The following is a 25,507-nucleotide window of genomic DNA, read 5'->3' on the forward strand; positions in this document are numbered from 1 at the left end:
CCTATTCTCTGAGGTTTCACATGTGGTCTTTCCTTAAAAGCCGCCAGGATGTGCCGCCGGTTACCGATCAAAAACAGATCGATGCCAGCTATAAATACTGGCGTATCCAACTGATGTGGACGATGTACATCGGTTATGCCGCGTTTTACTTTACGCGCAAAAGCTTCAACTTCATCATGCCGGCGATGCTGAGCGATCTTGGCCTGACGATGTCCGATGTCGGCATCCTTGGCACGCTGTTTTACATCACCTACGGCTGTTCGAAATTTATCTCAGGCATGATCAGCGATCGTTCCAACCCGCGTTATTTTATGGGGTTGGGCCTGATCATGACCGGCATACTCAATATTTTCTTCGGACTTAGCTCTTCGTTGCTGATGCTGGGTACGCTGTGGATCCTCAACGCCTTCTTCCAGGGCTGGGGCTGGCCGCCATGCTCCAAAATTCTTACCAGCTGGTACTCCCGCTCCGAGCGCGGCGGCTGGTGGGCGATTTGGAACACCTCGCACAACTTTGGTGGCGCACTGATCCCCCTGCTGGTCGGCTTTATCTCGCTGCACTTCAGCTGGCGCTACGGCATGATTATTCCGGGCATCATCGGTGTGGTGTTGGGGCTGTTGATGTGCTGGCGTCTGCGCGACAAGCCGTCCACCATGGGGTTGCCTAGCGTCGGTAAGTGGCGTAACGACGCCATGGAGCTGGTGCAAGAATCGGAAGGCCAGGGGCTGAGCAACCGGGAAATCGTCAAGCGTTACGTGTTGACCAACAAATACATCTGGCTGCTGGCGGTCTCTTACGTCCTGGTGTACATCGTGCGTACCGCCATCAACGACTGGGGTAACCTGTACCTGACGCAGGAAAAAGGCTATTCGCTGATGACCGCCAACTCGGCCATCTCTCTGTTTGAAGTGGGCGGCTTTATTGGCTCGCTGGTGGCGGGCTGGGGGTCTGACAAACTGTTCCGCGGTAACCGTGGGCCAATGAACCTGATTTTCGCTATCGGTATCTTCCTGTCAGTCGCCGCGTTGTGGCTCATGCCGGGTGTGACCTTCCTGCTGCAGGCTGCCTGCTTCTTTGCCATCGGCTTCTTCATCTTTGGCCCGCAGATGCTGATCGGTATGGCGGCGGCGGAATGTTCGCACAAGGACGCTGCTGGCGCGGCAACCGGCTTTGTTGGCCTGTTTGCCTATCTGGGTGCGGCGTTGTCCGGTTATCCGATTGCCCGGATCATGGAAATTTGGCACTGGAACGGTTTCTTCGTGGTGATCTCAATCGCCGCCTGTTTGTCTGCGCTGTTCCTGCTGCCGTTCTTGCGCGCCCAATCACCGGCGTTGAAAACCGCGCAGGCATAACGTCAAAGCGCGGTACAGGGCTCTGTACTGCGCTTTATGCCGCTTTTATCACCACTTGATTGGCCGGGGCAAGAAAGTGATTGACGCGTATTATCGTCAGCAGTAAGATGCGCCCCGCATCGGCGAGTAGCGCAGCTTGGTAGCGCAACTGGTTTGGGACCAGTGGGTCGGAGGTTCGAATCCTCTCTCGCCGACCACATTCGAAAAACCTGCTTTTTAAAGCAGGTTTTTTTTCGCCTGTTATTTGTTCTTCAGGCCGCTTTACCGACCACGAAGTCAAAATGGATTTCGTCATAGGGGAAAATGACACCCCGTTCGCTTTTATCTACAATACCGCAGCCTAACAGAGCTTGTAGGTCGGTATGCACCGCTTTCACATCCCGTTTAACGCGGCGCGCCACTTCTCTAATAGAAAGTTCGCCACTGCAGGTCATGGTATGCAGGATTTGCATTTTCTTAGGCGATAGGGTTTTCCACAGACTTTCCCAATCTAAAAATGTGATGTAGCTTCCCTGCTGCTGTTTATTACCCTGTAGGGCCTCTTCCATATTGCGTTGAACATTCTCAAGAGAAGCTACCCGGATGGTGACTCTATTCATTCCTTTTCTCCTCTTAGTTGCGCCACTTCACTGAAGAAACGTCGCTTCAGTGCCAAGGGATGGGTAAACGTAATCGGCTGTTCTGTATTGCCCAAATGTTTGTGATCGCCTTTACCTGCCTCATTGTCATAACGTAAACGGCAAATGCCTTCTTTTACATAGGCAAACCTATACTTATAGTGATGAGTGCTACCCTGAACAGGTGGCTCGACATGCCAAATGACCAACTGTATGAATTCATTATTTGTTAGCTGAATCTTGTCCTGATAGATCAATCGAGAAGGCACTTCCGTCTCCTTCATGTTGTTTAAAATAACCGCACATTCCGGGTGTTGTCAATGATGACAACGCTGGTTGGGTGAAAAATAGTTGTCCTTTCCCTGTAATTAATTCACATTCCTTATTCCTATTGACAGCAGTTATTCATTATTAAATAAATTCATCGCTGATTAATAAAACCCGGTTGATAGCCATCTTGTTTTAACGATTATTTTATCTATAGTCTGAATGCACAACGCGAGAATGATAATTCCCGCCGCGTGAAAAGATGCGTTTTTATTTAATTTAATCGGCCAGGATTATTGCGGGATTGTTTTGCTCCGATAATGGGCGGCCGTCATTAAATAGTTTACGTTTATCCTCTCGGAATAAAGGAATCAGTTATGCGCAAATTTAACAAACCTCTGTTGGCACTGTTGATCGGCAGCACGCTCTGCTCTGCTGCCCAGGCCGCCGCACCGGGCAAACCGACGTTGGCCTGGGGCAATACTAAGTTCGCCATTGTCGAGGTCGATCAGGCTGCGACGGCTTATAATAATCTGGTGAAGGTAAAAAATGCCGCTGATGTTTCTGTTTCATGGAATTTATGGAATGGCGATACCGGTACTACGGCAAAAGTCTTATTAAATGGCAAAGAAGTTTGGAGCGGTGCCTCAACCGGCGCTTCAGGTACGGCAAACTTTAAGGTGAATAAAGGTGGCCGTTATCAAATGCAGGTATCCTTATGTAATGCCGATGGTTGTACCGCCAGTGACGCAACCGAAATTGTTGTGGCCGATACCGACGGCAGTCATTTGGCTCCCTTAAAAGAACCGCTGTTGGAAAAAAATAAGCCTTATAAGCAAGACTCCGGGAAAGTGGTCGGTTCTTATTTTGTTGAATGGGGCGTTTACGGCCGTAATTTCACCGTCGATAAATTGCCGGCGCAAAACCTGACGCATTTGCTGTATGGGTTTATCCCGATCTGTGGCGGTGATGGCATCAACGACAGTCTGAAAGAGATCGAAGGCAGTTTCCAGGCGTTGCAGCGTTCCTGCCAGGGCCGTGAAGACTTTAAAGTGTCGATCCACGATCCGTTCGCGGCGCTGCAGAAAGGTCAAAAGGGCGTTACCGCCTGGGATGACCCCTACAAAGGGAACTTTGGTCAGTTGATGGCGCTGAAGCAGGCGCGTCCAGACCTGAAAATCCTGCCATCGATCGGCGGCTGGACACTGTCTGACCCATTCTTCTTCATGGGCGACAAGGTGAAGCGCGATCGTTTCGTCGGCTCGGTGAAGGAGTTCCTGCAAACCTGGAAGTTCTTTGACGGTGTGGATATTGACTGGGAATTCCCGGGCGGACAGGGTGCTAACCCGAAACTGGGCAATGCGCAGGATGGGGCGACCTATGTGCAATTGATGAAAGAGCTGCGGGCCATGCTGGACCAGCTTTCGGCAGAAACCGGTCGCAAGTATGAACTGACCTCTGCCATCAGCGCCGGCAAGGACAAGATCGACAAGGTAGATTACAACACCGCACAGAACTCGATGGACCACATCTTCCTGATGAGCTACGACTTCTATGGCGCGTTCGATCTGAAAAACCTGGGCCACCAGACGGCACTGAAAGCACCATCCTGGAAACCGGATACGGCATATACCACGGTGAATGGCGTTAATGCGCTGCTGACGCAGGGTGTGAAGCCGGGCAAAATCGTCGTGGGTACGGCCATGTATGGCCGTGGCTGGACCGGCGTGAATGGCTACCAGAACAACATTCCGTTCACTGGCACCGCGACCGGTCCGGTAAAAGGGACCTGGGAAAATGGCATCGTGGATTATCGCCAAATCGCCAATCAGTTCATGAGCGGTGAATGGCAGTACAGCTACGACGCCACCGCCGAAGCGCCTTACGTGTTCAAACCTTCAACGGGCGATTTGATCACGTTCGACGATGCACGCTCGGTGCAGGCAAAGGGCAAGTATGTGTTGGATAAGCAGTTGGGTGGGTTGTTCTCTTGGGAGATTGACGCTGACAACGGCGACATTCTGAACAACATGAATAGCAGCCTGGGCAACAGTGCCGGCACGCCATAAATCGGTTGTACGACGTTGCCGGGGGATATTTCTTTGCCCCCGGCTTTTTGGTAGAGGAAAGTTTTTTTACGGCGCAGTGATTGTGGCGTCTCTTCGATTAAAAAGTGCGGGAATGCCTCACCCTTTCGGGTAAGGAATCAGCATTTCATCCTGTCTTTAACGCCGATCACAAAAATAACCGTTCAGATATTCATCATTCAGCAACAAACTTTTTCCGTTTTTTATCGGAGTTAAACACCAGTAACTTTCAGGCATGTAGCCTATCGAACTAAAAATAACCGCATAGCATAATTTTTAATGCTGTAACTGTTAAAGAAAGGTTTTTTTTATGTTTGTTTGCTGTTTCTCACAGTCTGTGTAAATCCCTACTGGTTATATTGACGACACCCCAAACAGTTGGCAATTTGGTAGCCTCAGGGGTAAGAGCGAGAGTTGTTTGAGTGAATTCCACGCGCTCAGACGCCCCCACCGGGATACGTTCCACCCGGCTCTCTCGAGCAATTATCCCTTCCAGCCTTCGGGCACTGACTGCACAGGCCGCGCAATAAAAAATACAGGCTCTGGCGGTAATTACCCAATAGCTTTCGAGCTGCAGCAAGGCGGCAATCGAATGAATCCCCGGGAGCTTAGTTGACTGGGGTGAGAGAGCGCAGACAACGCCGCGGCAGTTTGAAAGATGCAGGGTATACACACATCACATCACATAATGGAGCACTCGCGATGACAAGTTCCTTGGGAAAAACAGGGATTCTGAAATTCGGTATCGGGCTGATTGCGCTGACCGTTGCGGCCAGCGTGCAAGCCAAGACGTTGGTTTACTGTTCTGAAGGTTCCCCGGAAGGGTTTAACCCGCAGTTGTTCACCTCGGGTACCACCTATGACGCCAGCTCGGTGCCAATTTACAACCGTCTGGTCGAATTCAAAATCGGTACCACCGAACTGCAGCCGGGCCTGGCTGAAAAATGGGACGTTAGCGAAGACGGCAAAGTCTACACCTTCCACCTGCGTAAAGGCGTGAAGTGGCAGAGCAGCAAAGACTTCAAGCCGACCCGTGACTTCAACGCCGACGACGTGGTGTTCTCCTTCGAACGCCAGTTGGACGCGAATAATGCCTATCACAAAGTCTCCGGCGGCAGCTATGAGTACTTTGAAGGCATGGACATGCCGAAGCTGATCGCCAAAATTGAAAAAGTGGATGATTCCACCGTGCGCTTCGTGCTGAACCGTCCGGAAGCACCATTCCTGGCTGACCTGGGCATGGACTTCGCTTCCATTCTGTCTGCCGAATACGCCGATGTGATGATGAAGGCCGGCACGCCAGAGAAAGTCGACCTGAACCCTATCGGCACCGGTCCGTTCCAACTGCTGCAATACCAGAAAGACTCCAAAATTCTGTATAAGGCCTTCGACGGTTTCTGGGGCACCAAGCCGAAAATCGATCGTTTAGTGTTCTCCATCACGCCTGACGCTTCAGTGCGTTACGCCAAGCTGCAGAAAAACGAATGCCAGGTCATGCCGTTCCCGAATCCGGCGGATATCGCACGCATGAAGCAGGACAAAACCATCAACCTGATGGAACAACCGGGGCTGAACGTGGGCTACCTGTCGTTCAACGTTGAGAAAAAACCGCTGGATAACCTGAAAGTGCGTCAGGCGCTGACCCTGGCCGTCAACAAGCAGGCGATCATCGATGCGGTGTATCAGGGTGCAGGCCAGGCGGCTAAAAACCTGATCCCACCGACCATGTGGGGCTATAACGACGCGGTGAAAGATTACACCTACGATCCGGTCAAGGCCAAAGAGCTGTTGAAAGAAGCGGGCATGGCAGACGGTTTCTCCATCGATCTGTGGGCGATGCCGGTACAACGTCCGTACAACCCGAACGCACGTCGCATGGCAGAAATGATCCAGAACGACTGGGCGAAAATCGGCGTGAAAGCCAAAATCGTGACCTATGAGTGGGGTGAATACCTCAAGCGCGCTAAAGCGGGCGAACATCAGACGGTGATGATGGGCTGGACCGGCGACAATGGGGATCCGGACAACTTCTTCGCCACGCTGTTTAGCTGCGCCGCAGCGAAAGACGGCTCCAACTATTCTCGCTGGTGCTACAAGCCGTTTGAAGATCTGATCCAACCGGCGCGCGCCGAATCGAACCACGAAAAACGTGTAGAACTTTACAAGCAAGCTCAGGTAGTGATGCACGATCAGGCTCCGGCACTGATTGTCGCCCACTCCACCGTGTACGAGCCAGTGCGTAAGGAAGTGAAGGGCTACGTCGTGGATCCGCTTGGTAAGCATCACTTTGAGAATGTCTCTCTAGATTAATTCTGACCGTTCAGTCGGCGACACACGAATGGACTTGGCAGGGGCGCAACAGGTTGCGCTCCTGCTGAGCAGTCTCCGGCGTACGGCATCAGGGTTTTTCAAAGTGTGTGAGCTTTAATAAGCCTGGCGGACGATGAGCTGCCGGGCATTGATACAGAGAGTTCGGGATATGTTGCAGTTCATACTCCGACGTTTGGGGTTAGTTATCCCAACGTTTATCGGCATAACTTTGCTGACTTTTGCATTCGTCCATATGATCCCGGGTGACCCGGTGACCATCATGGCCGGGGAACGCGGGATCTCCGCAGAACGCCATGCACAGCTGATGGCGGAAATGGGGCTGGATAAACCGCTCTATCAACAGTATTTCACTTACGTATCCAACGTATTGCATGGTGACCTGGGTACGTCCCTCAAAAGCCGTATTTCCGTATGGGAAGAGTTTGTCCCGCGTTTTAAAGCGACGTTGGAACTCGGCGTCTGCGCGATGCTTTTCGCCGTGCTGGTCGGGATCCCGGTGGGGGTACTGGCGGCGGTCAGGCGAGGCTCGATATTCGATCATACCGCAGTGGGCATTTCACTGACCGGCTATTCGATGCCGATTTTCTGGTGGGGCATGATGCTGATCATGCTGGTGTCGGTGCAGTTAAACCTGACGCCGGTCTCGGGACGGGTCAGCGACACGGTGTTCCTGGACGATACCTTGCCGTTAACCGGTTTTATGCTGATCGACACCCTGATCTGGGGCCAGCCTGGCGACTTCATTGATGCTGTGATGCACATGATTCTGCCGGCAATCGTATTGGGTACCATTCCTCTGGCCGTTATCGTGCGTATGACCCGCTCCTCAATGCTGGAAGTGCTCGGTGAAGACTACATCCGTACCGCGCGTGCGAAGGGTGTGAGCCGCATGCGAGTGATTGTGGTGCACGCGCTCCGTAATGCCTTGTTGCCGGTAGTGACGGTGATCGGTCTGCAGGTCGGTACGATGCTCGCCGGCGCGATTCTGACGGAGACCATCTTCTCCTGGCCGGGGCTGGGGCGTTGGCTGATGGATGCGCTGCAACGTCGCGACTATCCGGTCGTTCAGGGCGGCGTATTGCTGGTCGCCTGTATGATTATTCTGGTTAACCTGCTGGTAGATGTGCTCTACGGCGTGGTCAACCCGCGTATTCGCCACAAGAAATAAGGGGCGCTCTGATGTCTCAAATCACTGAGTCTGTAGTTAAAGGTGCGCCGAAGCCAATGAGCCCGTTTCAGGAGTTCTGGCACTATTTCAAGCGCAATAAAGGGGCCGTCGTTGGCCTGGTTTACATCATTTTGATGTTCGTGATTGCCATTGGCGCCGGGGTATTGGCACCGCATGCACCGGCGGATCAGTTCCGTGATGCGTTGCTTAAGCCTCCGGTCTGGCAGGAAGGCGGCAGCTGGCAATATCTTCTTGGTACCGATGATGTGGGCCGCGATGTGCTGTCACGCCTGATGTACGGCGCACGACTGTCGCTGCTGGTCGGCTGTCTGGTGGTGGTGCTTTCGCTGATCATGGGCGTGGTGTTGGGTCTGCTGGCCGGTTATTTCGGCGGCGTGGTGGATGCTATCATCATGCGTATCGTCGACATCATGTTGGCGTTGCCGAGCCTGTTGCTGGCGTTGGTGCTGGTAGCGATTTTCGGCCCGTCGATCGTCAATGCTTCGCTGGCGTTAACCTTCGTCGCCTTGCCGCATTACGTACGACTGACACGGGCGGCGGTACTGGTGGAAGTGAACCGCGACTACGTCACCGCTTCGCGCGTGGCGGGGGCCGGTGCGCTGCGCCAAATGTTTATCAATATCTTGCCAAACTGCCTGGCACCGCTGATCGTTCAGGCTTCTCTTGGTTTCTCAAACGCCATTCTGGATATGGCTGCTCTCGGCTTTCTGGGTATGGGTGCGCAACCGCCAACGCCGGAGTGGGGCACCATGCTCTCCGACGTGCTGCAGTTTGCCCAAAGCGCCTGGTGGGTGGTGACCTTCCCCGGTGTGGCGATTCTGCTGACGGTGCTTGCATTTAACCTGATGGGGGACGGTTTGCGTGACGCTCTCGACCCCAAACTCAAGCAGTAACAGAGGACGAGAGAGATGGCGTTATTAAATGTAGACAAGCTTTCGGTGCACTTCGGTGACGAAGGCACTCCCTTCCGTGCAGTAGACCGTATCAGTTATAGCGTGGAGCAGGGTCAGGTGGTAGGTATTGTCGGTGAATCCGGCTCCGGCAAGTCGGTCAGTTCGCTGGCGATTATGGGGCTGATCGATTTCCCCGGTAAGGTCATGGCCGAAAAGCTGGAGTTTAACGGCCAAGATCTGCGCAAAATTTCCGAAAAAGAGCGCCGCCAACTGGTGGGCTCGGAAGTGGCGATGATTTTCCAGGATCCGATGACCAGCCTTAACCCGTGTTACACCGTCGGCTTCCAGATTATGGAAGCGCTGAAGGTGCATCAGGGCGGCAATCGTCGTACCCGTCGCCAACGGGCTATTGATCTGCTCACGCAGGTGGGCATCCCCGATCCGGCCTCGCGCTTGGACGTGTACCCGCATCAGCTTTCTGGTGGTATGAGCCAACGCGTGATGATCGCCATGGCGATTGCCTGTCGGCCGAAATTGCTGATTGCCGATGAGCCGACCACGGCACTCGACGTGACCATTCAGGCGCAAATTATCGAACTGCTGCTGGAGTTGCAGCAGCGTGAAAATATGGCGCTGTTGCTGATCACCCATGATTTGGCGCTGGTGTCCGAGGCCGCGCATCACATTATCGTGATGTATGCCGGTCAGGTGGTGGAGTCCGGTAAGGCGGCAGAAATCTTCCGCGCGCCGCGTCATCCTTACACTCAAGCGCTGTTGCGTGCGCTGCCGGAATTCGCTGCCGACAAGGCGCGTCTGGCTTCGTTGCCGGGTGTGGTGCCGGGTAAATATGACCGTCCAAGCGGCTGTTTGCTCAACCCACGTTGCCCCTATGCCACTGAGCGTTGCCGCACTGAGGAGCCGGAATTGCGTAGCATTCCCGGCCGCCAGGTTAAATGTCACACACCGCTGGATGATGCGGGGAGGCCGACCGTATGAGCCAGAACCAACCCTTATTGCAGGCGATTGACCTGAAGAAACACTACCCGGTCAAGAAGGGGATATTTGCCCCGGAAAGGCTGGTTAAAGCGCTGGACGGTGTCTCTTTCACGCTTGAGCGTGGAAAAACGCTGGCAGTGGTGGGTGAGTCCGGGTGCGGCAAATCGACCCTGGGACGCCTGCTGACGATGATTGAAGTGCCGACGGGTGGTGAGCTGTACTACCAGGGGCAGGATTTGCTGAAGCCGGATGTGACCGCCGAGAAACTGCGCCGACAGAAGATCCAGATCGTGTTCCAGAATCCTTATGGATCGCTCAACCCGCGCAAAAAGGTCGGGCAGATCCTCGAGGAGCCGTTGCAGATCAATACCGGGCTGAGCAGTGCGGAGCGTCGTGAGAAAGCGCTGGAAATGATGGCCAAGGTTGGACTGAAAACCGAGCATTACGATCGCTATCCACACATGTTTTCTGGCGGTCAACGGCAGCGTATTGCAATCGCGCGTGGGTTGATGCTTAACCCTGACGTGGTAATTGCCGATGAACCTGTTTCCGCTCTGGATGTGTCGGTGCGTGCGCAGGTGCTGAACCTGATGATGGACCTGCAACAGGATCTGGGGTTGTCCTATGTGTTCATCTCACATGATTTATCGGTGGTGGAACACATTGCCGACGAAGTCATGGTGATGTATCTCGGCCGTTGCGTGGAGAAAGGCAGTAAAGACGCCATTTTCAACAACCCACGTCATCCGTATACCCAGGCGCTGCTCTCTGCGACACCGCGTCTGAACCCGGATATGCGTCGCGAGCGCATCAAGTTGACCGGCGAGCTGCCTAGCCCGATGAACCCGCCGCCAGGTTGCGCTTTCAATGCCCGGTGCCGTCGTGCGTTTGGGCCCTGCACCCAGTTACAACCTCAGCTGAAGCAATACGGCGAACAGATGGTGGCCTGCTTTGCGGTCGATCAGGATGAAAATCCTGCGGCATAGTATTGTTATTACTGAGCATTCATTTAAATGCCGGCATTTATGCCGGCATTTTTTTATTTAGGGAGTCAGTCGATGAATTAGATTATTGATTGGATATTTTATCTTTATTAATTTCGCTTATTTCCCTTAACGATTTCCTTACGAATAATTGCCTCTATTAGGAATCTTCGCAGGGTCATAATTAACGAGAGAGTGCGATTTCTTTTCGTGTTTTTTGTTTGTCAGGGATGAAAGAAAATGCCCGATGTTAATGTGAGGCTACTCATTGTTCCTCCCTGAATTAATACCCCTATAAAAAAGCACGCCCGAAGGCGTGCCTGAGTGTCTTGCATTGAGTCACTGTGGATAAGGCACCCAATCGCCGCCGTTCAACCGGATATACGGCTTGCCTTGGTATTGCATCACAATAGCGTTGTCATTCTCCGAAATAACCGCAGTCTGCGGCAAGTTCTGCGTTAACGCCTGCCAGTCCACACTCGGTGCCGTGAATGCTTTGCCATCGACCAAACGAGAGACCAGCTCTGACAGAGCCAAATAGCTGCTTGGTGTTTTGATCTCTAGAGGGCTCCCCTGATGTGGGGCTTTCATCCCAACCAGCTTGATACCCACGGGCGTGTGGGTAATGTTCGGGCTTGGGATATCACGCAAGCCGGACATCTGCATCTTGTCACCGACCAGCGCTGCGCCGTGTTCCGGCACAATCACCACCATCACTTTGCGACCGGATTTCTCCAGCTGTTCAAGGAAAGTGTTTAGCTGATCAAACAGCTTTTGCGCGCGTGGTTGATAGTCTGCACTCTTGTTAGCGCCAACGAAGCGGTTGCCATCATGCAATGGAATGACGTTGAAGAAGGTGGCGGTGCGAGCGTCACCGGCCTTTTGCTGCTGATCCAGCCAACGGTTGAGCAAGTCCAGATCGTTGTATATCGGTTCACCGTCGAATGAGGCAAGCTCATTGCTGATACCGGCCTGTGACATCAAGGGTGCCTGCATATCACCCTGCTCACGCAGTTCTTTCAGGAAGTTACCAAACACGCCGGAGTGATCCAGCATCAGCTGTTCTTTAAAGCCCAGCTTGGCAAGATTATCAAATAGATAGCATTGCTGATTCACCGGCTGATACAGGTCGTGGTGCGAGAGCTGTCCGCAGCTGGCGCGCAGCAGGCGTATCGCGGCCGGGCCGCTGTAGGCGGTCGCGGAGTTGAAGTTGTCGAACATGATGTCCATCTTCGACCACAGCGGATGGTTTTGCAGATTCACCGCATCCATATCGGCCCAGGCCAGCGAACAGATATTGATGACCAACAGGTCAAACGGTTGGGCATCGGCAGGCAAGGTCGCCGGGAACGCGGTGGCGCGGGCTTTTTCCTTGTCGTAGAACTGGTTCAGGTAGGCCGTCAGATTCGCGCTGGTTGGCGGCGCACTGTCTGCCGGTGCGTTATTTCCCCCGGCCGCCGGGGTTGTCGTCGCCGGTGTGCTGTTGGTGGACGCGGTGGTGACGCTGGTTGGCAGCAGCGATACTGCCGGCCCGGCGATGTTAACCAGGTTGAGCCACACCAGTGCAGCGACAGTGAATACGGTGACGCGCACCCATTGGGCCAGGAACAGATAGGCAATCAGCATCACAAAGGCGGCGCCGACCATCTGCCAGTTGATAAAGCGGTTTGTCAGTTCTAGCAGATATTGGGCACTGAAGCCGGTCAACTGCGAACCCTGACTCATAATGCTGTTGATGCCGGGGAGCCAGGTATCGTGGTAGAACAGCGCGATGCCTATCGGGATGGCAATGTAATGACGCCAGCGGTGCAGGCGAAGCGCCGGTATCGGCATCAGCAGGAATGCCATGAACACCAGATTCGGCAGCGCATGGAAGTTCAGGTAACCGAACCACAGCAGGCCAAACTTGGCCAGGAAGTAGTAGTTCCAGCCGCCCAGCCCACGCCAGTAGCGCCACAGGGAGTTATCGGATAGCGGGTTGTTTGTTGGCTTCATGGCTGTTTCTTACGCTTAATCTGAGATGAAGAACCTTCGCGCACCCATAACCCAACGGATTTTAAATAGCGCGGTGATAACAACAGGTTTTGCCAGTATTGACGCCAGTGAGGGAAGCGCCGGTGAAAGGCATAACCCAGCGGAATAAAAACGATCGCACACAGAATAATAAGCTGCATAATATCGTTAAGATTCAACATGTTTATTCTCCTGTGTACCGCTAGCCAACGTGAAGGGCACCGGTTGACGACGCTCCTGTGGGCTGTCTGCGACAGCGGTAGCGTGGCGCGGCGTTGCAGGTGCGGCCATGGTGGCTAACGGAATAGTGGCGTTGTGCGCCATCCGTTTGATTTCTGAAAGAATATCCACATCCTGATGCCACACGACCCGATTACTGAACGCCTCGTCCACCGGCAGCCGGAAGATAAACTTCATCGCAGTATCCAGATCGTTAATCCGACAGGTGGAGAGAAACAGCACCAGCCGGCCCTGTACCACCGTCATGACGTCACCGAAACGGCGCAGATGACAGAGGGTCATCGCCTGTTCGGCGCGTAGCCCTGGTGCCGGACGGAGTGCAACCATCACGCCTTTGCCGTCTTCTGGCAGTAACGTGTTACCCATCAGCGAAACCACCGCTTGGCTAAAGTCATTTGGCCGCATATAGCCTTTCAATTGCAATGGGCGCAGACCGGCCAACAGGGCATCAATATCTGCCGGAACGTGGCGAGAAAAGCGTTGACCCTGGATACCTTCAAGCATGGTTAAAAAGCGCGACAGCGGTGCCACGTGCGGCACAATCAGGTTTGCACCACAGGCCAGCAGCAGGCGCTCGTCGCTGTAACGCAGGCTGGCACTCATCTCGCGCACCACAATTTTCAAGCCGTTGCCTCGTTGACGGCGCAGGCTGTGAATTTGATGCGCGAGTGCATCGATTTCATCACTCTGGTAGAGCGCAAAGATCAGTGTGGCCGAGAGGGTCAGCATACCGTGTTGTGCCAGCAGGGCGTTGCTTTCCAGCAGTTGCCAGTTGGCGGAGAGTGGGGGCGCACCTTCAAGGATACTCTGCTGAGCAAGATAACGGCCCTCATCGCTGCGGATAGAGGTTGGTGAAGGTTTGTTGCTGTCATCATCGCCCTGCCAGCCGTGTTCACCGGCATAGAGAGTCAGCAGTTGGTTGGCATTGATGCCATTTTCGGTACTCCACCAATTCACCAGATACTGTGCGCTATCCTGTTGCCACTGCAGGTTGGACAGGCCGTTGAGAATACGGTGTTGTGCGCTGAGCTGCCCTTTGAGCTTGTTGACGCCCCCGCCGTGGCTGAGGATGAGCAGCGTGCAGCCCTGCTGCCGCAGCCAAATGGCGGTGGCGCGCGTCCAGCTGCGCAACTCTTCGCTGGTGAAGGTTTGCCACAGGCTGGCATGGGCCAACAGGATTAATAAGCGATTTTGCGGTTTTAAGGCGCGCATCAGGTCGTCGCTGAAATGCGTCAGCGCGGCTTTTTTTTCTGGTAATTGGTACAGCGGAATTTTTTTCAGGGCGGGGGAGGCCAGCTCAGCCAAAAGCCCGTCGGGTTTGTCTCCGCTGCAAATCAATGCTACCTGGCTGGTTGCAGCCTGGGCGGCTAAGATTTGTTGGCAGAGCAAACTGGCGTCGGTTTGACGATCGACATTCACCCAATAAAACCCCGGGGCCTGCATAACGGACAGTTCTTCCCAAATCTGCCGAATACCTAACGAGAAAGATTGCGCCATAGGATATGTTTCTACTTTCGTTGAAAGTGTCGTCAGTGGCTAACTGAGTGTCGCTATTCAGTTATAGTGTCGTTGGGATCATAATAACAAATCTAACAAACTGTGTAATAATATCTGTTAGGAATCATCTTATTGGCCATGTCTTTTTTTTACGTTGCTATAGTTAATTAACATTAGCCTATTTTTTAAAGGCGGAAGAATGAATAATCAATTAACGCGCTTTCATGCAGTGGCACCGCCGGAAACTCAGGATGATCTGCTGGCTCTCAGCCGCGCCTTTTCTTTACCAAAATTAAGTTATGTTGATATTTCGCGTCAGGAGCGTTTAACGCAAATGATGACGCGCTGGCCCTTGCTTGCTGAATTAGTGCAAACAACGGGGAGCCGCTAGTTTATGCCAGTGATTGCACTGCAGGGTTTGCGAGGCGGCATGGGGACGACGTCGGTCACCGCAGCGCTCGCTTGGGCATTACAACAGTTGGGCGAGTCGGTATTGGCGATAGATTTTGCGCCGGACAACCTGCTGCGCCTGCAGTTTAATATGCCGTTTGAGCTGCCGCGCGGTTGGGCACGTGCCGAGCAGGATGGTGGGGATTGGCGGCAGGGCGCGATGCGCTACTGCGAAAACCTCGATTTTTTGCCCTTTGGCCAACTCACCCTAACGGAACGGTTGAATGTACAACAATCGTGTCGGCAACGCCCCACCCGCTGGCAGGACAATCTGGCACAGCTAACTGCCGGTGCTCAGTACAACTGGATCTTGTTGGATCTGCCAGCCGATGATGAGGCGCTGTCACGGCAGGCGCTGCCGCTGGCAGATTGTGTCTTTATGCTGATTGCCCCAGACGCCAACTGTCAGGTGCGTCTGCATCAGCAGGCATTGCCGGACGGCTGCCATTTCCTGATTAATCACTACATTGCCGGCAGTCAGCTGCAGCAGGATTTGCACCAACTGTGGTTGCAAACCTTGGGCGGCCTGTTGCCGGTGGTGCTTCACCGCGATGAGGCGATGGCTGAAGCCATGGCCGTGAAGCAGCCATTGGGCGAGTATCGCCCGGAAAGCCTGGCTGCCGATGAGGTACTGACGCTGGCTAACTGGTGTTTGATCAACCTGAAGGATAAGGCGCCATGAGCCGGGTGATGAGCCTGCTATTGGTACCGCCTGTTCACCATGCGGTACAGGCGCGTTATCGTGCCTACCGCCGTCATGGGGCCTCGGCGTTTACCGCTTTTTTCACCACGTTACTGGTGGCGTTGAGCTGGATTTTTCTGCGTTTGGAATCCCCCGGTTGGCAGCGTTTACGGGCAGGACGGACCTATTGGTTCCCGCATCTGTCGCCTAACCGCCCACGCCCGGCGGATGCGTTGCGTTATCTGGTACAAGGCCTGTGGTTGCTGGTATTCCGCACTGAGCGCGCGCCGAGAGAAAACACTCGCTTCGCCGGTTGGCAGCGCTTGCAGCTACGCTATGCCAATTGGTTGAAAACTATCCCACAACGGTTAGAAAGCGCCGGGCTGGAGCAGCGCTCGGTGGCACGTTTGGGTCGGATGAACCGGCGCCTGCGCCGCGTACTCTTTATCATTGTCGGCGTCTTGGCGGCGGCCCTCGCTATTTTGTGCATTTCGCAGCCATTCGACCTGCCGGCGCAGTTTGTGTTTGTGCTGCTCCTGTGGGCGATTGCCATGGTGGTGCGCCGGGTGCCGGGGCGTTTGCCTGGGCTGATGCTGATTGTGCTGTCGCTGACTGTCTCTTGCCGCTATTTATGGTGGCGCTATACCGCCACGCTGAACTGGGACGACCCGCTCAGTCTGACCTGCGGTTTGCTGCTGCTGGTGGCGGAAACCTATGCCTGGGTGGTGCTGGTATTGGGCTATTTTCAGACGGTCTGGCCGCTCAACCGTCAGCCGGTGCCTATGCCCGCAGATAGCGCAACCTGGCCAACAATCGATCTGCTGGTGCCCACCTATAACGAAGATCTCGGGGTGGTGAAACCCACCATTTACGCTGCGCTGGGCATCGATTGGCCGAAAGAGAAAGTCACTATCTACATCCTCGATGACGGCAACCGGCCAGAGTTTAAGGCGTTTGCCGAAGAGGTGGGCGTGAAGTATATCGCCAGACCCACCCATGAACACGCCAAGGCCGGTAATATCAATAACGCGTTAAAGCAGGCAACCGGCGAGTTTGTGGCGATTTTTGACTGTGACCACGTGCCGACACGCTCGTTCCTGCAACTGACAATGGGGTGGTTCTTCAAAGACAAGAAACTGGCGATGCTGCAGACTCCGCATCATTTCTTCTCGCCGGATCCGTTTGAACGTAACCTCGGGCGTTTTCGTCAAACACCTAATGAAGGCACGCTGTTCTATGGCTTGGTCCAAGACGGCAACGATATGTGGGACGCGACGTTCTTCTGCGGCTCTTGTGCCATTTTGCGCCGGAGTGCGCTGGATGAAATCGGCGGTATTGCGGTGGAAACCGTCACTGAAGACGCCCACACGTCACTGCGTTTGCATCGCCGCGGACACACTTCGGCCTATATCCGCATTCCGCAGGCGGCGGGGTTGGCGACAGAAAGTCTGTCGGCACACATTGGCCAGCGTATTCGTTGGGCGCGTGGAATGGTGCAAATCTTCCGGCTGGATAACCCCCTGCTCGGCAAAGGGCTGAAGCTGGCGCAGCGCCTGTGCTATGCCAACGCCATGTTGCACTTCTTGTCCGGCATTCCTCGACTGATTTTCCTTACCGCGCCTTTGGCCTTCCTGTTACTGCACGCCTATATCATCTTTGCCCCGGCGCTGGCGATCGCGTTGTATGTGTTGCCGCATATGATTCACGCCAGCCTGACTAACTCACGTATTCAAGGGAAATACCGCCACTCCTTCTGGAGTGAGATCTACGAAACGGTATTGGCTTGGTATATCGCCCGACCGACCACGGTGGCGTTGTTCAATCCGCACAAAGGGAAATTCAACGTTACAGCGAAAGGCGGATTGGTGGAGGAAGAACATGTCGACTGGGTGATCACCCGGCCCTACATGTTCCTGGTGATATTAAATCTGGCCGGGTTGGCTTTCGGTATTTGGCGCTTGGGTTACGGCCCGGCGGACGAGGTCATGACGGTGATCATCAGCCTGGTATGGGTGCTGTACAACATGACGATACTCGGGGGTGCGGTGGCGGTGGCGGTCGAGGCCAAGCAGGTACGCCAAGCACATAGGGTGGAGATTGCCATGCCGGCCGCGATCGCGCGGGCCGATGGGCACCTGTTCCCCTGCACGTTGCGCGATTATTCCGACGGTGGTGTAGGGATTGAGATGCGCGTCGCGGATGTGCTGAAAGACGGTGACAAGGTGTCGCTGTTACTCAAGCGTGGCCAGCAAGAATACAGTTTCCCATGTGTTGTGACCCGCGCCTTCGGCAGCAAGGTCGGGGTCCGCATGGTTAACCTAAGCACCCGCGAACATATTGATTTTATTCAGTGTACCTTTGCCCGTGCCGATACCTGGGCGCTGTGGCAGGACGGGTTCCCTGAAGATAAACCGATCGAAAGCCTGCGCGACGTTCTGGCGTTGGGCTTCCGGGGTTACGTACGTATGGCGGATTACGCACCGCCGATGGTGCGCCGCCTGCTGGTCGGGTTCACGACGTTGATTGCGTGGATAGTGTCATTTATCCCGCACGGTGTCGGTAGGGCTCCGATCTTCAGCCAAAAAGAGACAGTGGTATAGGCAAATCGCCCGTTCACTTGCCTGGTGATCAGGCTCTAACATTGATGATGATACGATGACGAGAAAAATAACCTGGTTTACCGCCCTGGCCTTAGGCATCAGCACCTTGTCTCAGGCTGAAACTGCCACCGCACCGACCGTTGCGGCACAACCGCCGGTGACGGTGCCCGTCGACGCGTCGGTGACGACACCGATGGGCGCGGGTGCACCGCAGGATCCGAATGCACCGGTACGTGACGTACAACTGCCGTTTGCCACTATTGCCCCACCGCCCGGAACCTTTACCCTGCGTGGTACTCGGCCTGATGGTCAGGTTGAATTTGGTGTGCGCAGCGATGAAGTGGTGTCGCAGGCGATGCTCGATTTGGAGTTCACCCCGTCGCCTTCGTTGATTCCGGTGGAATCGCACGTCAAGGTGTACCTCAATGATGAACTGATGGGCGTGACGACCATTGCCAAAGAGCAACTCGGCAAGCCGAATCGCATCCAGATGGCGATTGATCCCCGCTATATCACCGATTTTAACCGTGTAAGGTTAGTTTTCGTCGGACATTATCAGAATATTTGTGAAAACCCGGCCAGTACAACGCTGTGGCTTGAAATCAGTAAATCCAGCTCACTGAACTTGCGTTACCAGACCTTGCCGGTGAAAAACGAGTTATCGCATTTCCCTGAACCCTTCTTCGATAGCCGCGACAACCGGCCGTTGACGTTGCCAGTGGTGTTTGCGGGTCAGCCTGATGTTACCCAACAACGTGCTGCGGGCATTCTGGCGTCGTGGTTTGGCAGCAAAGCCCAGTGGCGTGGCCAGTCGTTCCCGGTGCTCTATAACCAGCTGCCGAAACAGCATGCCATCGTCTTTGCCACCAATAAGCAACGCCCGGACTTCTTGCGCGATTATCCGCCGGTCAATGGCCCTACGGTGGAAATGATCAGCCATCCAGACAACCCGTACATCAAACTGCTGCTGGTGCAGGGGCGTGATGACAACGATTTGATCACTGCGGTGAAAGGTATTGCACAGGGCAACATTCTGTTCCGTGGGCAGAACGTCACGGTCGATAAAGTCGAACAATTGGCACCCCGTCAACCTTACGATGCACCTAACTGGGTACGTACCGATCGCCCTATGACATTTGCCGAGCTGCAGCAGTATGCAGAGCAACTGCAGACCAGTGGCATCGAACCGGGTCCGATCTCGCTAACCATGAACTTGCCGCCGGACCTGTTCCTGATTCGCAGCACCGGCATTGATATGCATTTGAAGTACCGCTACACCGCACCCCGTATTCAGGACGGTTCGCGTCTGAGTGTCAGCCTAAATAACCAGTTTGTGCAGGCGTACTCTTTGGTCCCTGAACACGAGCAGGGTACCCAGTTGCTGCGTTTGCCACTGACCCAAGGGCTGATCGACTCGGACAAAAACGTCAATATTCCGGCGCTGCGGCTGGGCGCGACTAACCAACTGCGTTTCGACTTTGACTACACCACGCTGCTGGCCAGTGGGGCGGAAGGGCGTTGTGAAACTTACTCCTTTACCGCTAACCATGCGGTAATCGATGGTGCATCAACGATCGATTTCTCCGGTTACCGCCACTTTATGGCGATGCCGGATCTACGGGCCTTCGCGAATGCCGGTTTCCCTTTCAGCCGTTTAGCTGATTTGTCGCAGACGCTGGTCTTGGTGAACAAGCAGCCGCAACCGCCACAGGTCAGCGCGTTGCTGAACGCACTGGGGGTTATTGGTGCACAGACCGGTTATCCGACCCTGGCGGTGACGGTGAGTGACGATTGGTCCCAGGCGAAGGATCGGGATGCCGATATTCTGATGATCGGCACCATTCCACCAGAGCTGCGGGACGACAAAAAAATCAGCCTGCTCGTGGATGCCACCCAAAGCTGGGTGAAGCAGCCCACACGCCAGTTGCCGTTACCGACGATGGACGTACTGGCGGAGGACACCAAGCCAGACAGCAAAACCACCATCAGTTCGGAAGGGGCGATGTCGGCGATTATCGGGGTGCAATCACCGTTTAACGATCAACGCAGCATAGTCGCGTTACTGGCTGACAGCCCGCGTGGCTACGATCTGCTGAACAACGCCTTGTTGGACAGCGGCAAGCGTGCGGCCGTGTTTGGGTCTGTGGCGGTGATTCGTGAATCTGGCGTAAACAGCTTACGCGTGGGCGACATTTATTATGTCGGCCACTTGCCGTGGTGGGAGCGCATCTGGCATGCCTTGTCGACCCATCCGGTGTGGCTTGCAGTGATCGCGGTCGTGGTGGTGGTCATTCTGGCGCTGATGCTGTGGCGTGGCTTGAGGATCTTTAGCCGCCGTCGCCTGTCGCCTGAAGATCGGGATTAACCGCGATGCCTGTGGCATTGAAACGTCTGACATTCGGCATGCTGCTGCTGTGCGCTTTCAGCGCGGCGGCGGCTTGCGAATGGCCAGCCTGGCAACAGTACAAACAATTTTATATCAGCGAGCAGGGGCGGGTGATCGACCCGAGTAGTCCGAACCGTATCACCACCTCGGAAGGGCAGAGCTATGGCATGTTCTTCGCCCTGGTAGCGAACGATCGGCCTGCGTTCGACCAATTGCTGACGTGGACGGAAAACAATTTGGCCGCGGGCGATCTCAGTGCCCATTTACCCGCCTGGCTGTGGGGCGAGAACGATAAAAAACAGTGGACGGTACTGGACAGCAATTCTGCATCCGACGCGGATTTATGGATTGCCTACAATCTGCTGGAAGCGGGGCGCTTATGGAACAGCCGCCGTTATCAAACCCTTGGCACGTTGCTGTTGCAGCGAATTGCCCGCGAAGAGGTGGCAGATATTCCCGGTCTGGGCCTGATGCTGTTGCCGGGAAAGGTAGGGTTTGTGGCTGAAGACCGTTGGCGACTCAACCCGAGCTACCTGCCACCCCAACTGCTGGCCCGCTTTGCCGCCTTGAATGGCCCGTGGCGGGCGATGGAGCAAACCTATCTGCGACTGTGGCTGGAAACCGCGCCACACGGCTTCTCACCCGACTGGGTCGTGTGGCAGGTCGGCAAAGGTTGGCAACCGGATACCGTCAAGCCGAACATGGGCAGTTATGACGCTATCCGGGTTTATCTGTGGGCCGGCATGCTGGCGGATGACGATAAACACAAGGCAGCGCTACTCAAGCAATTGCAGCCAATGGCGCAAGCCACGCTGACACAGGGCGTCCCCCCGGAGAAAACGGATACGGCCAGTGGCAAAACCAGCGGTGAGGGTCCGGTGGGCTTCTCTGCTGCTCTGTTGCCGATGCTGGCGAACCAACCTGAGGCGTTGCAGGTACAGCGCCAACGCATTAAGCAAAATCCACCGGGTGATAATGCCTATTTCAGTGCCTCGCTGGTGCTGTTCGGTCAGGGATGGGATCAACAACGTTATCGTTTTAATCGGCAGGGTGAACTTGAACCCTCCTGGGGCAGCCAATGCGTAACTTCAGAATAAACTGGCTAGGCCTGGTGCCTTTAAGTCTTGCAATGCTGCCGCAGGCGCAGGGAGCGGAAACCGTTGCGCCGGAGCAATGGTTGTTGGAACAGGTACGGGTTGGGGAGGCCAGCAATAAGGATGAATTGGTCCGTCAGTCGCTTTACCGGCTCGAGTTAATGGACCCAAACAACCCGGACGTGATTTCGGCTCGTATGCGTTTGGCGTTGCGGCAGGGGAATCAGGCGTTGGCGCAGCAGCAGTTAGATAAGCTGAAAAAGATTGCACCGCAGTCCAGCGCTTATCGTCAGGCAGAAATGAATATGCTGCTGACGCAACCCGAAACCCGACAGAAACTGCAACAGGCGCGCTTAATGGCGACAGCCGGCCGCCTGCCGGAGGCGAAGGCCCAGTATGACGACCTGTTCCACGGTGATCCGCCGACGCTTGAACTGGCGGTGGAATATTGGCGACTGGTTGCGCGGTTACCGGGGCAAGAAGCCGCAGCACTGAAACAACTGCAGGCGCTGGATCAGCAATATTCCGGCAACGTGCCGCTGCGGATGTCGTTGGCACGGATGTTATTTAGTCAGGACCGTGACGCACAGGCTTACGATTTATTGCAGAAAGTGGCGGCCGATCCCGCAGGGCGCGGTGATGCTGCGGATCTGTGGTTGGAAAAAGTGAAAGCGATGCCGGTCAGCCCGCAAAGTGTTGCGGCCCTTAACCGTTTCCTCGGGGTATTTGAAACCGGCGATCAGGCCGCCAGTGCCCAGCAGGAGCTGGCGAGGCAACAGGCACTGCTGTCGGATCCGGCCTATCTGGCACGGGTGCGCGGGTTGGCTCAGGTGGAAAAAGGAGGAAGCCGCGCTGCCATTCCTGAACTGAGAAAAGCGCTGGCAGCTTCCCCCAACGATGCTGAAGTCCTTGGCGCACTCGGGCAGGCCTATTCCCGTGCCGGCAATCGTCCGCAAGCATTAAGCTTGTTCCGTCAGGCATTACAGGCTGATAAAAGCGGTTACGGCAGCAGTAAATGGCAGAGCCTGATCAAGAGCAACAGCTATTGGTTGGCGGTCGATGAAGGTGACAAGGCGTTGAAAGCCGGCAATTTGACGCTGGCACAGCAGAAATATCAACAGGCACGGCAGATAGACAACAGTGATAGCAGCGCAGTGATCGGTCTGGGTGACGTTGCCGTGGCACGCAAAGATGACGCCGCTGCCGAGCGTTTTTATCAGCAGGCACTTCGGCTGGATCCGAGCAGCGGCAGCGCGGTACGCGGTTTGGTCAATATCTACCAGCGCCAATCGCCTGAAAAGGCGTTGGCTTATCTCAATAGTCTGCCGCGTAGCCAGCAAAATAAATTGCGTAGCACCTTAGAGGGTTTGCAGCTCGACATGCTCAAAGAGCAGGCCGATCGGCTTGCAGAGCAAAAACAGTGGCACCAGGCGGCAGAGAAATATCGCCGTGCCCAGCAGATGGATCCTGATGATGTGTGGCTGACGTATCACTATGCGCAGACTTTGCGTCAGGCAGGGCAACCTGGGCAGGCGGATGCCCTGTTCAGGCGACTGGCGCAAAAGCAGCAGGGTAACCCGCAGCTGGCGTATGCCTACGCGCTGTATCTTTCCGGTAGCGATCGCGATCGGCAAGCGCTGGCAGAGTTGAATACATTGCCTGGCGCACAGTGGAACGACAATATGCGGGAATTGGCGCAGCGACTGAAAATGCAGCAGACGTTGGATCATGCCGAGCAACTGCGTGCCGCAGGCGACGAACCGGGTGCGATCGCTTATCTGCGTCGGCAACCCACAGATACCCGTATCGATCTCCAGTTGGCAGATTGGGCGCTGGCACGTGGTGACTATGATGCAGCCCTGGCGGACTATCAACGGGTGCGGGCGCGCGAACCGAATAACCCGGATGTGCAACTGGGTGAAATCGAGGCGTATGTGGCGCAAGGTAAACTGAGCGAGGCGCGCCAGCGGCTACAAACAGAAACGACGGTGCCCAATCCATCCAGCAACACTGAGCGACGGGTGGCTAACGCTTGGTACGCCGTCGGTGAGCCACAAAAAGCGACGGATATCTTTACCCGGCTGAAAACGACGGCACAGCAAGCGCCGCCAAGCCAGGCAAAAGCGCTGATTTATCGCGATGCGGCACGGCTCGAACGCGACCAATTGCAGCCGGCATTGGCGCAACAGGACTATAAACAAGCGATGGTGGCCAGTGGCATTGCACCGAAGCTTCCGTCGGATAACGACAGCTATACCTATCTGACGCGTAACAACCCGGGTGATGACTGGCTCAAACGCGGTATCCGTTCGGATGCGGCGGATCTCTACCGTCAGCAGGATGTTAATGTCACGCTCGATCATGACTACTGGGGGTCCAGCGGTACCGGTGGTATCTCTGATTACAAAGCCCACGACACCATGTTGCAGGTGGACATGCCGTTGTACGACGGACGGGCATTTTTCCGTTCGGATACCGTTCAGTTGGATGCCGGCAGGTTCTCCACCGACAGCAACGGCAAATATTATGAGACCTTTGGCACCTGTAATACTCAGGGCTGTAGCGGCGACGAACATCAGAAAGCTACTGGAACGAGCGTGGCGGTTGGCTGGAAGAACGATCGCTGGGAAGGTGATGTCGGCACTACACCTATGGGTTTTGATGTCGTCGATTGGGTGGGCGGACTGGCTTACAGCAACGACTGGAACCACATTGGTTGGACATTGTCGGCCTCGCGCCGGCCGATATCCAGCTCGCTGCTGGCATTTGGCGGTACCAAAGATCCGAACACCGGCACGACCTGGGGTGGAGTACGCGCCACTGGGGTCAGTCTGAGCGCCAGTTACGATCGCGGCGAGGCACACGGCGTTTGGGCCGACCTCAGTGCGCATCAACTGACCGGTAAAAATGTCGAAGATAACCAGCGCGAGCGTTTTATGGCGGGTTATTACTACAAATTGATCAACGAAGATAACCGCAGAGTGACCGTCGGGTTGAACACCATGCTGTGGCATTATCAGAAGGATTTGAGCGGTTACTCTCTCGGCCAGGGCGGTTACTACAGTCCGCAGCAATATATGTCGCTGGCGGTGCCGGTCAATTATCGCCAGCGTACCGAGAACTGGTCATGGGAGCTGGGTGGATCGGTGTCCTTGTCCCATTCGAAAACCAACAGCCAGGCGCGTTATCCGTTGCAGGGGCTGATTCCGGACTCGTTGCCGGACAAGTTTGCCGTGGAGGACGGCAGTTCCTCTTCCGGTTTCGGTTATACCCTGCGGGCCATTGTTGAGCGTCGCCTCAGTTCACACTGGACACTGGGCGCCGGGATCGATATTCAACAGGCGAAAGACTATACGCCGAGCCATGCATTGCTCTATTTACGCTATTCGATGGCCGGTTGGCAGGGCGACCTGGATTTACCGCCTCAACCGCTGACGCCGTACGCTGATTTTAAGTAACCCTCCTCAGGTGGATTCGGAGTGTCGAACACAGGGGAGTTTTGCTACCCTGTGTGAGTTTGAAGGCGACGTTGTCTTTGAACCCGAGATTCCCGGGTCTAGCGCCCCGGAGGTGCTCCGGCGGACAAGCCGCGACGGCCCCTTCGGCACGCTCTCCCTAATAACGGACTTTGTCAGCAGCCTGAACACGAGGTAGTTTTGTTACCCTGAGTTCAGGTTGCGTCCCGCCAACGACGTTCACGGACAATGGCGGGGCGCGGCCTTTCATTAGGAAAAGACTGAAACCCGCGGTTTTCTTAGGGGGCCAGCGGTTTGGCAGGGTAAAAGCGTTAGACAATCGAGTATACTCAGACCGGTTCAAGGGATGGGTAT

18 protein-coding genes and 1 tRNA gene are annotated in these 25,507 nt (G+C 55.0%); 14 read left to right on the plus strand and 5 right to left on the minus strand.

Features of this window, described 5'->3' with window-relative positions; all coding sequences use genetic code 11:
• The first annotated feature begins 20 nt into the window (after positions 1-20).
• Entirely contained in the window at positions 21-1,352 is a 1,332-nt protein-coding gene (locus AC2FC2_RS09665; protein WP_209637893.1) for an MFS transporter, read from the plus strand.
• Between the two features lie 120 nt (positions 1,353-1,472).
• A tRNA-Pro gene (locus AC2FC2_RS09670) sits at positions 1,473-1,549 on the plus strand.
• A 54-nt stretch (positions 1,550-1,603) separates the two neighbouring features.
• Here AC2FC2_RS09670 and AC2FC2_RS09675 read toward each other — a convergent pair.
• Positions 1,604-1,951 carry an HVO_A0114 family putative DNA-binding protein gene (locus AC2FC2_RS09675; RefSeq protein WP_490659142.1) on the minus strand — a complete coding sequence of 116 codons (348 nt, stop codon included), beginning with the start codon at positions 1,949-1,951 and terminating at the stop codon, positions 1,604-1,606.
• Complete coding sequence (locus tag AC2FC2_RS09680; RefSeq protein ID WP_490659143.1) at positions 1,948-2,238, minus strand: toxin-antitoxin system TumE family protein; 291 nt, start codon at positions 2,236-2,238, stop codon at positions 1,948-1,950. The genes AC2FC2_RS09675 and AC2FC2_RS09680 overlap by 4 nt, the downstream gene beginning before the upstream one ends.
• Before the next feature lie 375 nt (positions 2,239-2,613).
• Here AC2FC2_RS09680 and chiA point away from each other — a divergent pair, with 375 nt between their 5' ends.
• The 6 genes from chiA to dppF all read left to right on the plus strand — a co-directional run bounded on the left by chiA (position 2,614) and on the right by dppF (position 10,718).
• Positions 2,614-4,305: a chitinase ChiA gene (gene chiA / locus AC2FC2_RS09685; protein ID WP_265556431.1), complete on the plus strand. Its 1,692-nt coding sequence runs from the start codon at positions 2,614-2,616 to the stop codon at positions 4,303-4,305.
• Between the two features lie 720 nt (positions 4,306-5,025).
• Positions 5,026-6,633 (plus strand): dipeptide ABC transporter periplasmic-binding protein DppA, encoded by a 1,608-nt coding sequence (dppA, locus tag AC2FC2_RS09690; protein ID WP_209637885.1) that lies wholly within the window; start codon positions 5,026-5,028, stop codon positions 6,631-6,633.
• Positions 6,634-6,802: 169 nt separating this feature from the next.
• On the plus strand, positions 6,803-7,822 hold the full coding sequence (gene dppB, locus AC2FC2_RS09695) for a dipeptide ABC transporter permease DppB (RefSeq protein WP_209637883.1): 1,020 nt from the start codon (positions 6,803-6,805) through the stop codon (positions 7,820-7,822).
• Positions 7,823-7,833: 11 nt separating this feature from the next.
• The gene (gene dppC, locus AC2FC2_RS09700; RefSeq protein WP_209637881.1) at positions 7,834-8,736 is read left to right on the plus strand and encodes a dipeptide ABC transporter permease DppC; all 903 of its coding nucleotides are present in this window, start codon (positions 7,834-7,836) and stop codon (positions 8,734-8,736) included.
• Between the two features lie 15 nt (positions 8,737-8,751).
• On the plus strand, positions 8,752-9,732 hold the full coding sequence (gene dppD / locus AC2FC2_RS09705; RefSeq protein ID WP_209637879.1) for a dipeptide ABC transporter ATP-binding protein: 981 nt from the start codon (positions 8,752-8,754) through the stop codon (positions 9,730-9,732).
• Entirely contained in the window at positions 9,729-10,718 is a 990-nt protein-coding gene (dppF, locus tag AC2FC2_RS09710; protein ID WP_209637877.1) for a dipeptide ABC transporter ATP-binding subunit DppF, read from the plus strand. The genes dppD and dppF overlap by 4 nt, the downstream gene beginning before the upstream one ends.
• A gap of 336 nt (positions 10,719-11,054) precedes the next feature.
• On the opposite strand, the gene bcsG is transcribed toward dppF, so the two are convergent.
• The 3 genes from bcsG to bcsE are packed head-to-tail and all read right to left on the minus strand — an operon-like array spanning position 11,055 to position 14,465.
• Positions 11,055-12,710: a cellulose biosynthesis protein BcsG gene (gene bcsG, locus AC2FC2_RS09715; RefSeq protein ID WP_490308368.1), complete on the minus strand. Its 1,656-nt coding sequence runs from the start codon at positions 12,708-12,710 to the stop codon at positions 11,055-11,057.
• Positions 12,707-12,910 carry a cellulose biosynthesis protein BcsF gene (gene bcsF, locus AC2FC2_RS09720; protein ID WP_037422854.1) on the minus strand — a complete coding sequence of 68 codons (204 nt, stop codon included), beginning with the start codon at positions 12,908-12,910 and terminating at the stop codon, positions 12,707-12,709. Before bcsF ends, bcsG begins: the two co-directional genes overlap by 4 nt.
• A complete protein-coding gene (gene bcsE, locus AC2FC2_RS09725; protein ID WP_404760606.1) occupies positions 12,897-14,465 on the minus strand; it encodes a cellulose biosynthesis protein BcsE in 1,569 nt (522 codons plus the stop codon). The genes bcsF and bcsE overlap by 14 nt, the downstream gene beginning before the upstream one ends.
• Before the next feature lie 199 nt (positions 14,466-14,664).
• On the opposite strand from bcsE, the gene bcsR reads away from it, so the two are divergent.
• The 6 genes from bcsR to bcsC are packed head-to-tail and all read left to right on the plus strand — an operon-like array spanning position 14,665 to position 25,135.
• Positions 14,665-14,856 carry a cellulose biosynthesis protein BcsR gene (bcsR, locus tag AC2FC2_RS09730; protein WP_209637870.1) on the plus strand — a complete coding sequence of 64 codons (192 nt, stop codon included), beginning with the start codon at positions 14,665-14,667 and terminating at the stop codon, positions 14,854-14,856.
• Between the two features lie 3 nt (positions 14,857-14,859).
• On the plus strand, positions 14,860-15,597 hold the full coding sequence (gene bcsQ, locus AC2FC2_RS09735; protein WP_490659144.1) for a cellulose biosynthesis protein BcsQ: 738 nt from the start codon (positions 14,860-14,862) through the stop codon (positions 15,595-15,597).
• Complete coding sequence (gene bcsA, locus AC2FC2_RS09740) at positions 15,594-18,197, plus strand: UDP-forming cellulose synthase catalytic subunit (protein WP_490659145.1); 2,604 nt, start codon at positions 15,594-15,596, stop codon at positions 18,195-18,197. Before bcsQ ends, bcsA begins: the two co-directional genes overlap by 4 nt.
• Before the next feature lie 55 nt (positions 18,198-18,252).
• Positions 18,253-20,562: a cellulose biosynthesis cyclic di-GMP-binding regulatory protein BcsB gene (gene bcsB, locus AC2FC2_RS09745; protein WP_209637864.1), complete on the plus strand. Its 2,310-nt coding sequence runs from the start codon at positions 18,253-18,255 to the stop codon at positions 20,560-20,562.
• 5 nt (positions 20,563-20,567) lie between these two features.
• The gene (gene bcsZ, locus AC2FC2_RS09750) at positions 20,568-21,680 is read left to right on the plus strand and encodes a cellulose synthase complex periplasmic endoglucanase BcsZ (protein ID WP_490659146.1); all 1,113 of its coding nucleotides are present in this window, start codon (positions 20,568-20,570) and stop codon (positions 21,678-21,680) included.
• On the plus strand, positions 21,662-25,135 hold the full coding sequence (gene bcsC, locus AC2FC2_RS09755; protein WP_490659147.1) for a cellulose synthase complex outer membrane protein BcsC: 3,474 nt from the start codon (positions 21,662-21,664) through the stop codon (positions 25,133-25,135). Before bcsZ ends, bcsC begins: the two co-directional genes overlap by 19 nt.
• Positions 25,136-25,507: the final 372 nt, after the last annotated feature.

The organism is Serratia sp. CoH_122_TC_1 (assembly GCF_058191755.1).

What these genes read in the sequence shown, in the direction of transcription:
- AC2FC2_RS09665 (WP_209637893.1), top strand. Translation starts at nt 21, where the DNA reads ATGTGGTCTTTCCTTAAAAGCCGCCAGGATGTGCCGCCGGTTACCGAT.
- AC2FC2_RS09675 (WP_490659142.1), bottom strand. Translation starts at nt 1,951, where the DNA reads ATGAATAGAGTCACCATCCGGGTAGCTTCTCTTGAGAATGTTCAACGC.
- chiA (WP_265556431.1), top strand. Translation starts at nt 2,614, where the DNA reads ATGCGCAAATTTAACAAACCTCTGTTGGCACTGTTGATCGGCAGCACG.
- dppA (WP_209637885.1), top strand. Translation starts at nt 5,026, where the DNA reads ATGACAAGTTCCTTGGGAAAAACAGGGATTCTGAAATTCGGTATCGGG.
- dppB (WP_209637883.1), top strand. Translation starts at nt 6,803, where the DNA reads ATGTTGCAGTTCATACTCCGACGTTTGGGGTTAGTTATCCCAACGTTT.
- dppC (WP_209637881.1), top strand. Translation starts at nt 7,834, where the DNA reads ATGTCTCAAATCACTGAGTCTGTAGTTAAAGGTGCGCCGAAGCCAATG.
- dppD (WP_209637879.1), top strand. Translation starts at nt 8,752, where the DNA reads ATGGCGTTATTAAATGTAGACAAGCTTTCGGTGCACTTCGGTGACGAA.
- dppF (WP_209637877.1), top strand. Translation starts at nt 9,729, where the DNA reads ATGAGCCAGAACCAACCCTTATTGCAGGCGATTGACCTGAAGAAACAC.
- bcsG (WP_490308368.1), bottom strand. Translation starts at nt 12,710, where the DNA reads ATGAAGCCAACAAACAACCCGCTATCCGATAACTCCCTGTGGCGCTAC.
- bcsF (WP_037422854.1), bottom strand. Translation starts at nt 12,910, where the DNA reads ATGTTGAATCTTAACGATATTATGCAGCTTATTATTCTGTGTGCGATC.
- bcsE (WP_404760606.1), bottom strand. Translation starts at nt 14,465, where the DNA reads ATGGCGCAATCTTTCTCGTTAGGTATTCGGCAGATTTGGGAAGAACTG.
- bcsR (WP_209637870.1), top strand. Translation starts at nt 14,665, where the DNA reads ATGAATAATCAATTAACGCGCTTTCATGCAGTGGCACCGCCGGAAACT.
- bcsQ (WP_490659144.1), top strand. Translation starts at nt 14,860, where the DNA reads ATGCCAGTGATTGCACTGCAGGGTTTGCGAGGCGGCATGGGGACGACG.
- bcsA (WP_490659145.1), top strand. Translation starts at nt 15,594, where the DNA reads ATGAGCCGGGTGATGAGCCTGCTATTGGTACCGCCTGTTCACCATGCG.
- bcsB (WP_209637864.1), top strand. Translation starts at nt 18,253, where the DNA reads ATGACGAGAAAAATAACCTGGTTTACCGCCCTGGCCTTAGGCATCAGC.
- bcsZ (WP_490659146.1), top strand. Translation starts at nt 20,568, where the DNA reads ATGCCTGTGGCATTGAAACGTCTGACATTCGGCATGCTGCTGCTGTGC.
- bcsC (WP_490659147.1), top strand. Translation starts at nt 21,662, where the DNA reads ATGCGTAACTTCAGAATAAACTGGCTAGGCCTGGTGCCTTTAAGTCTT.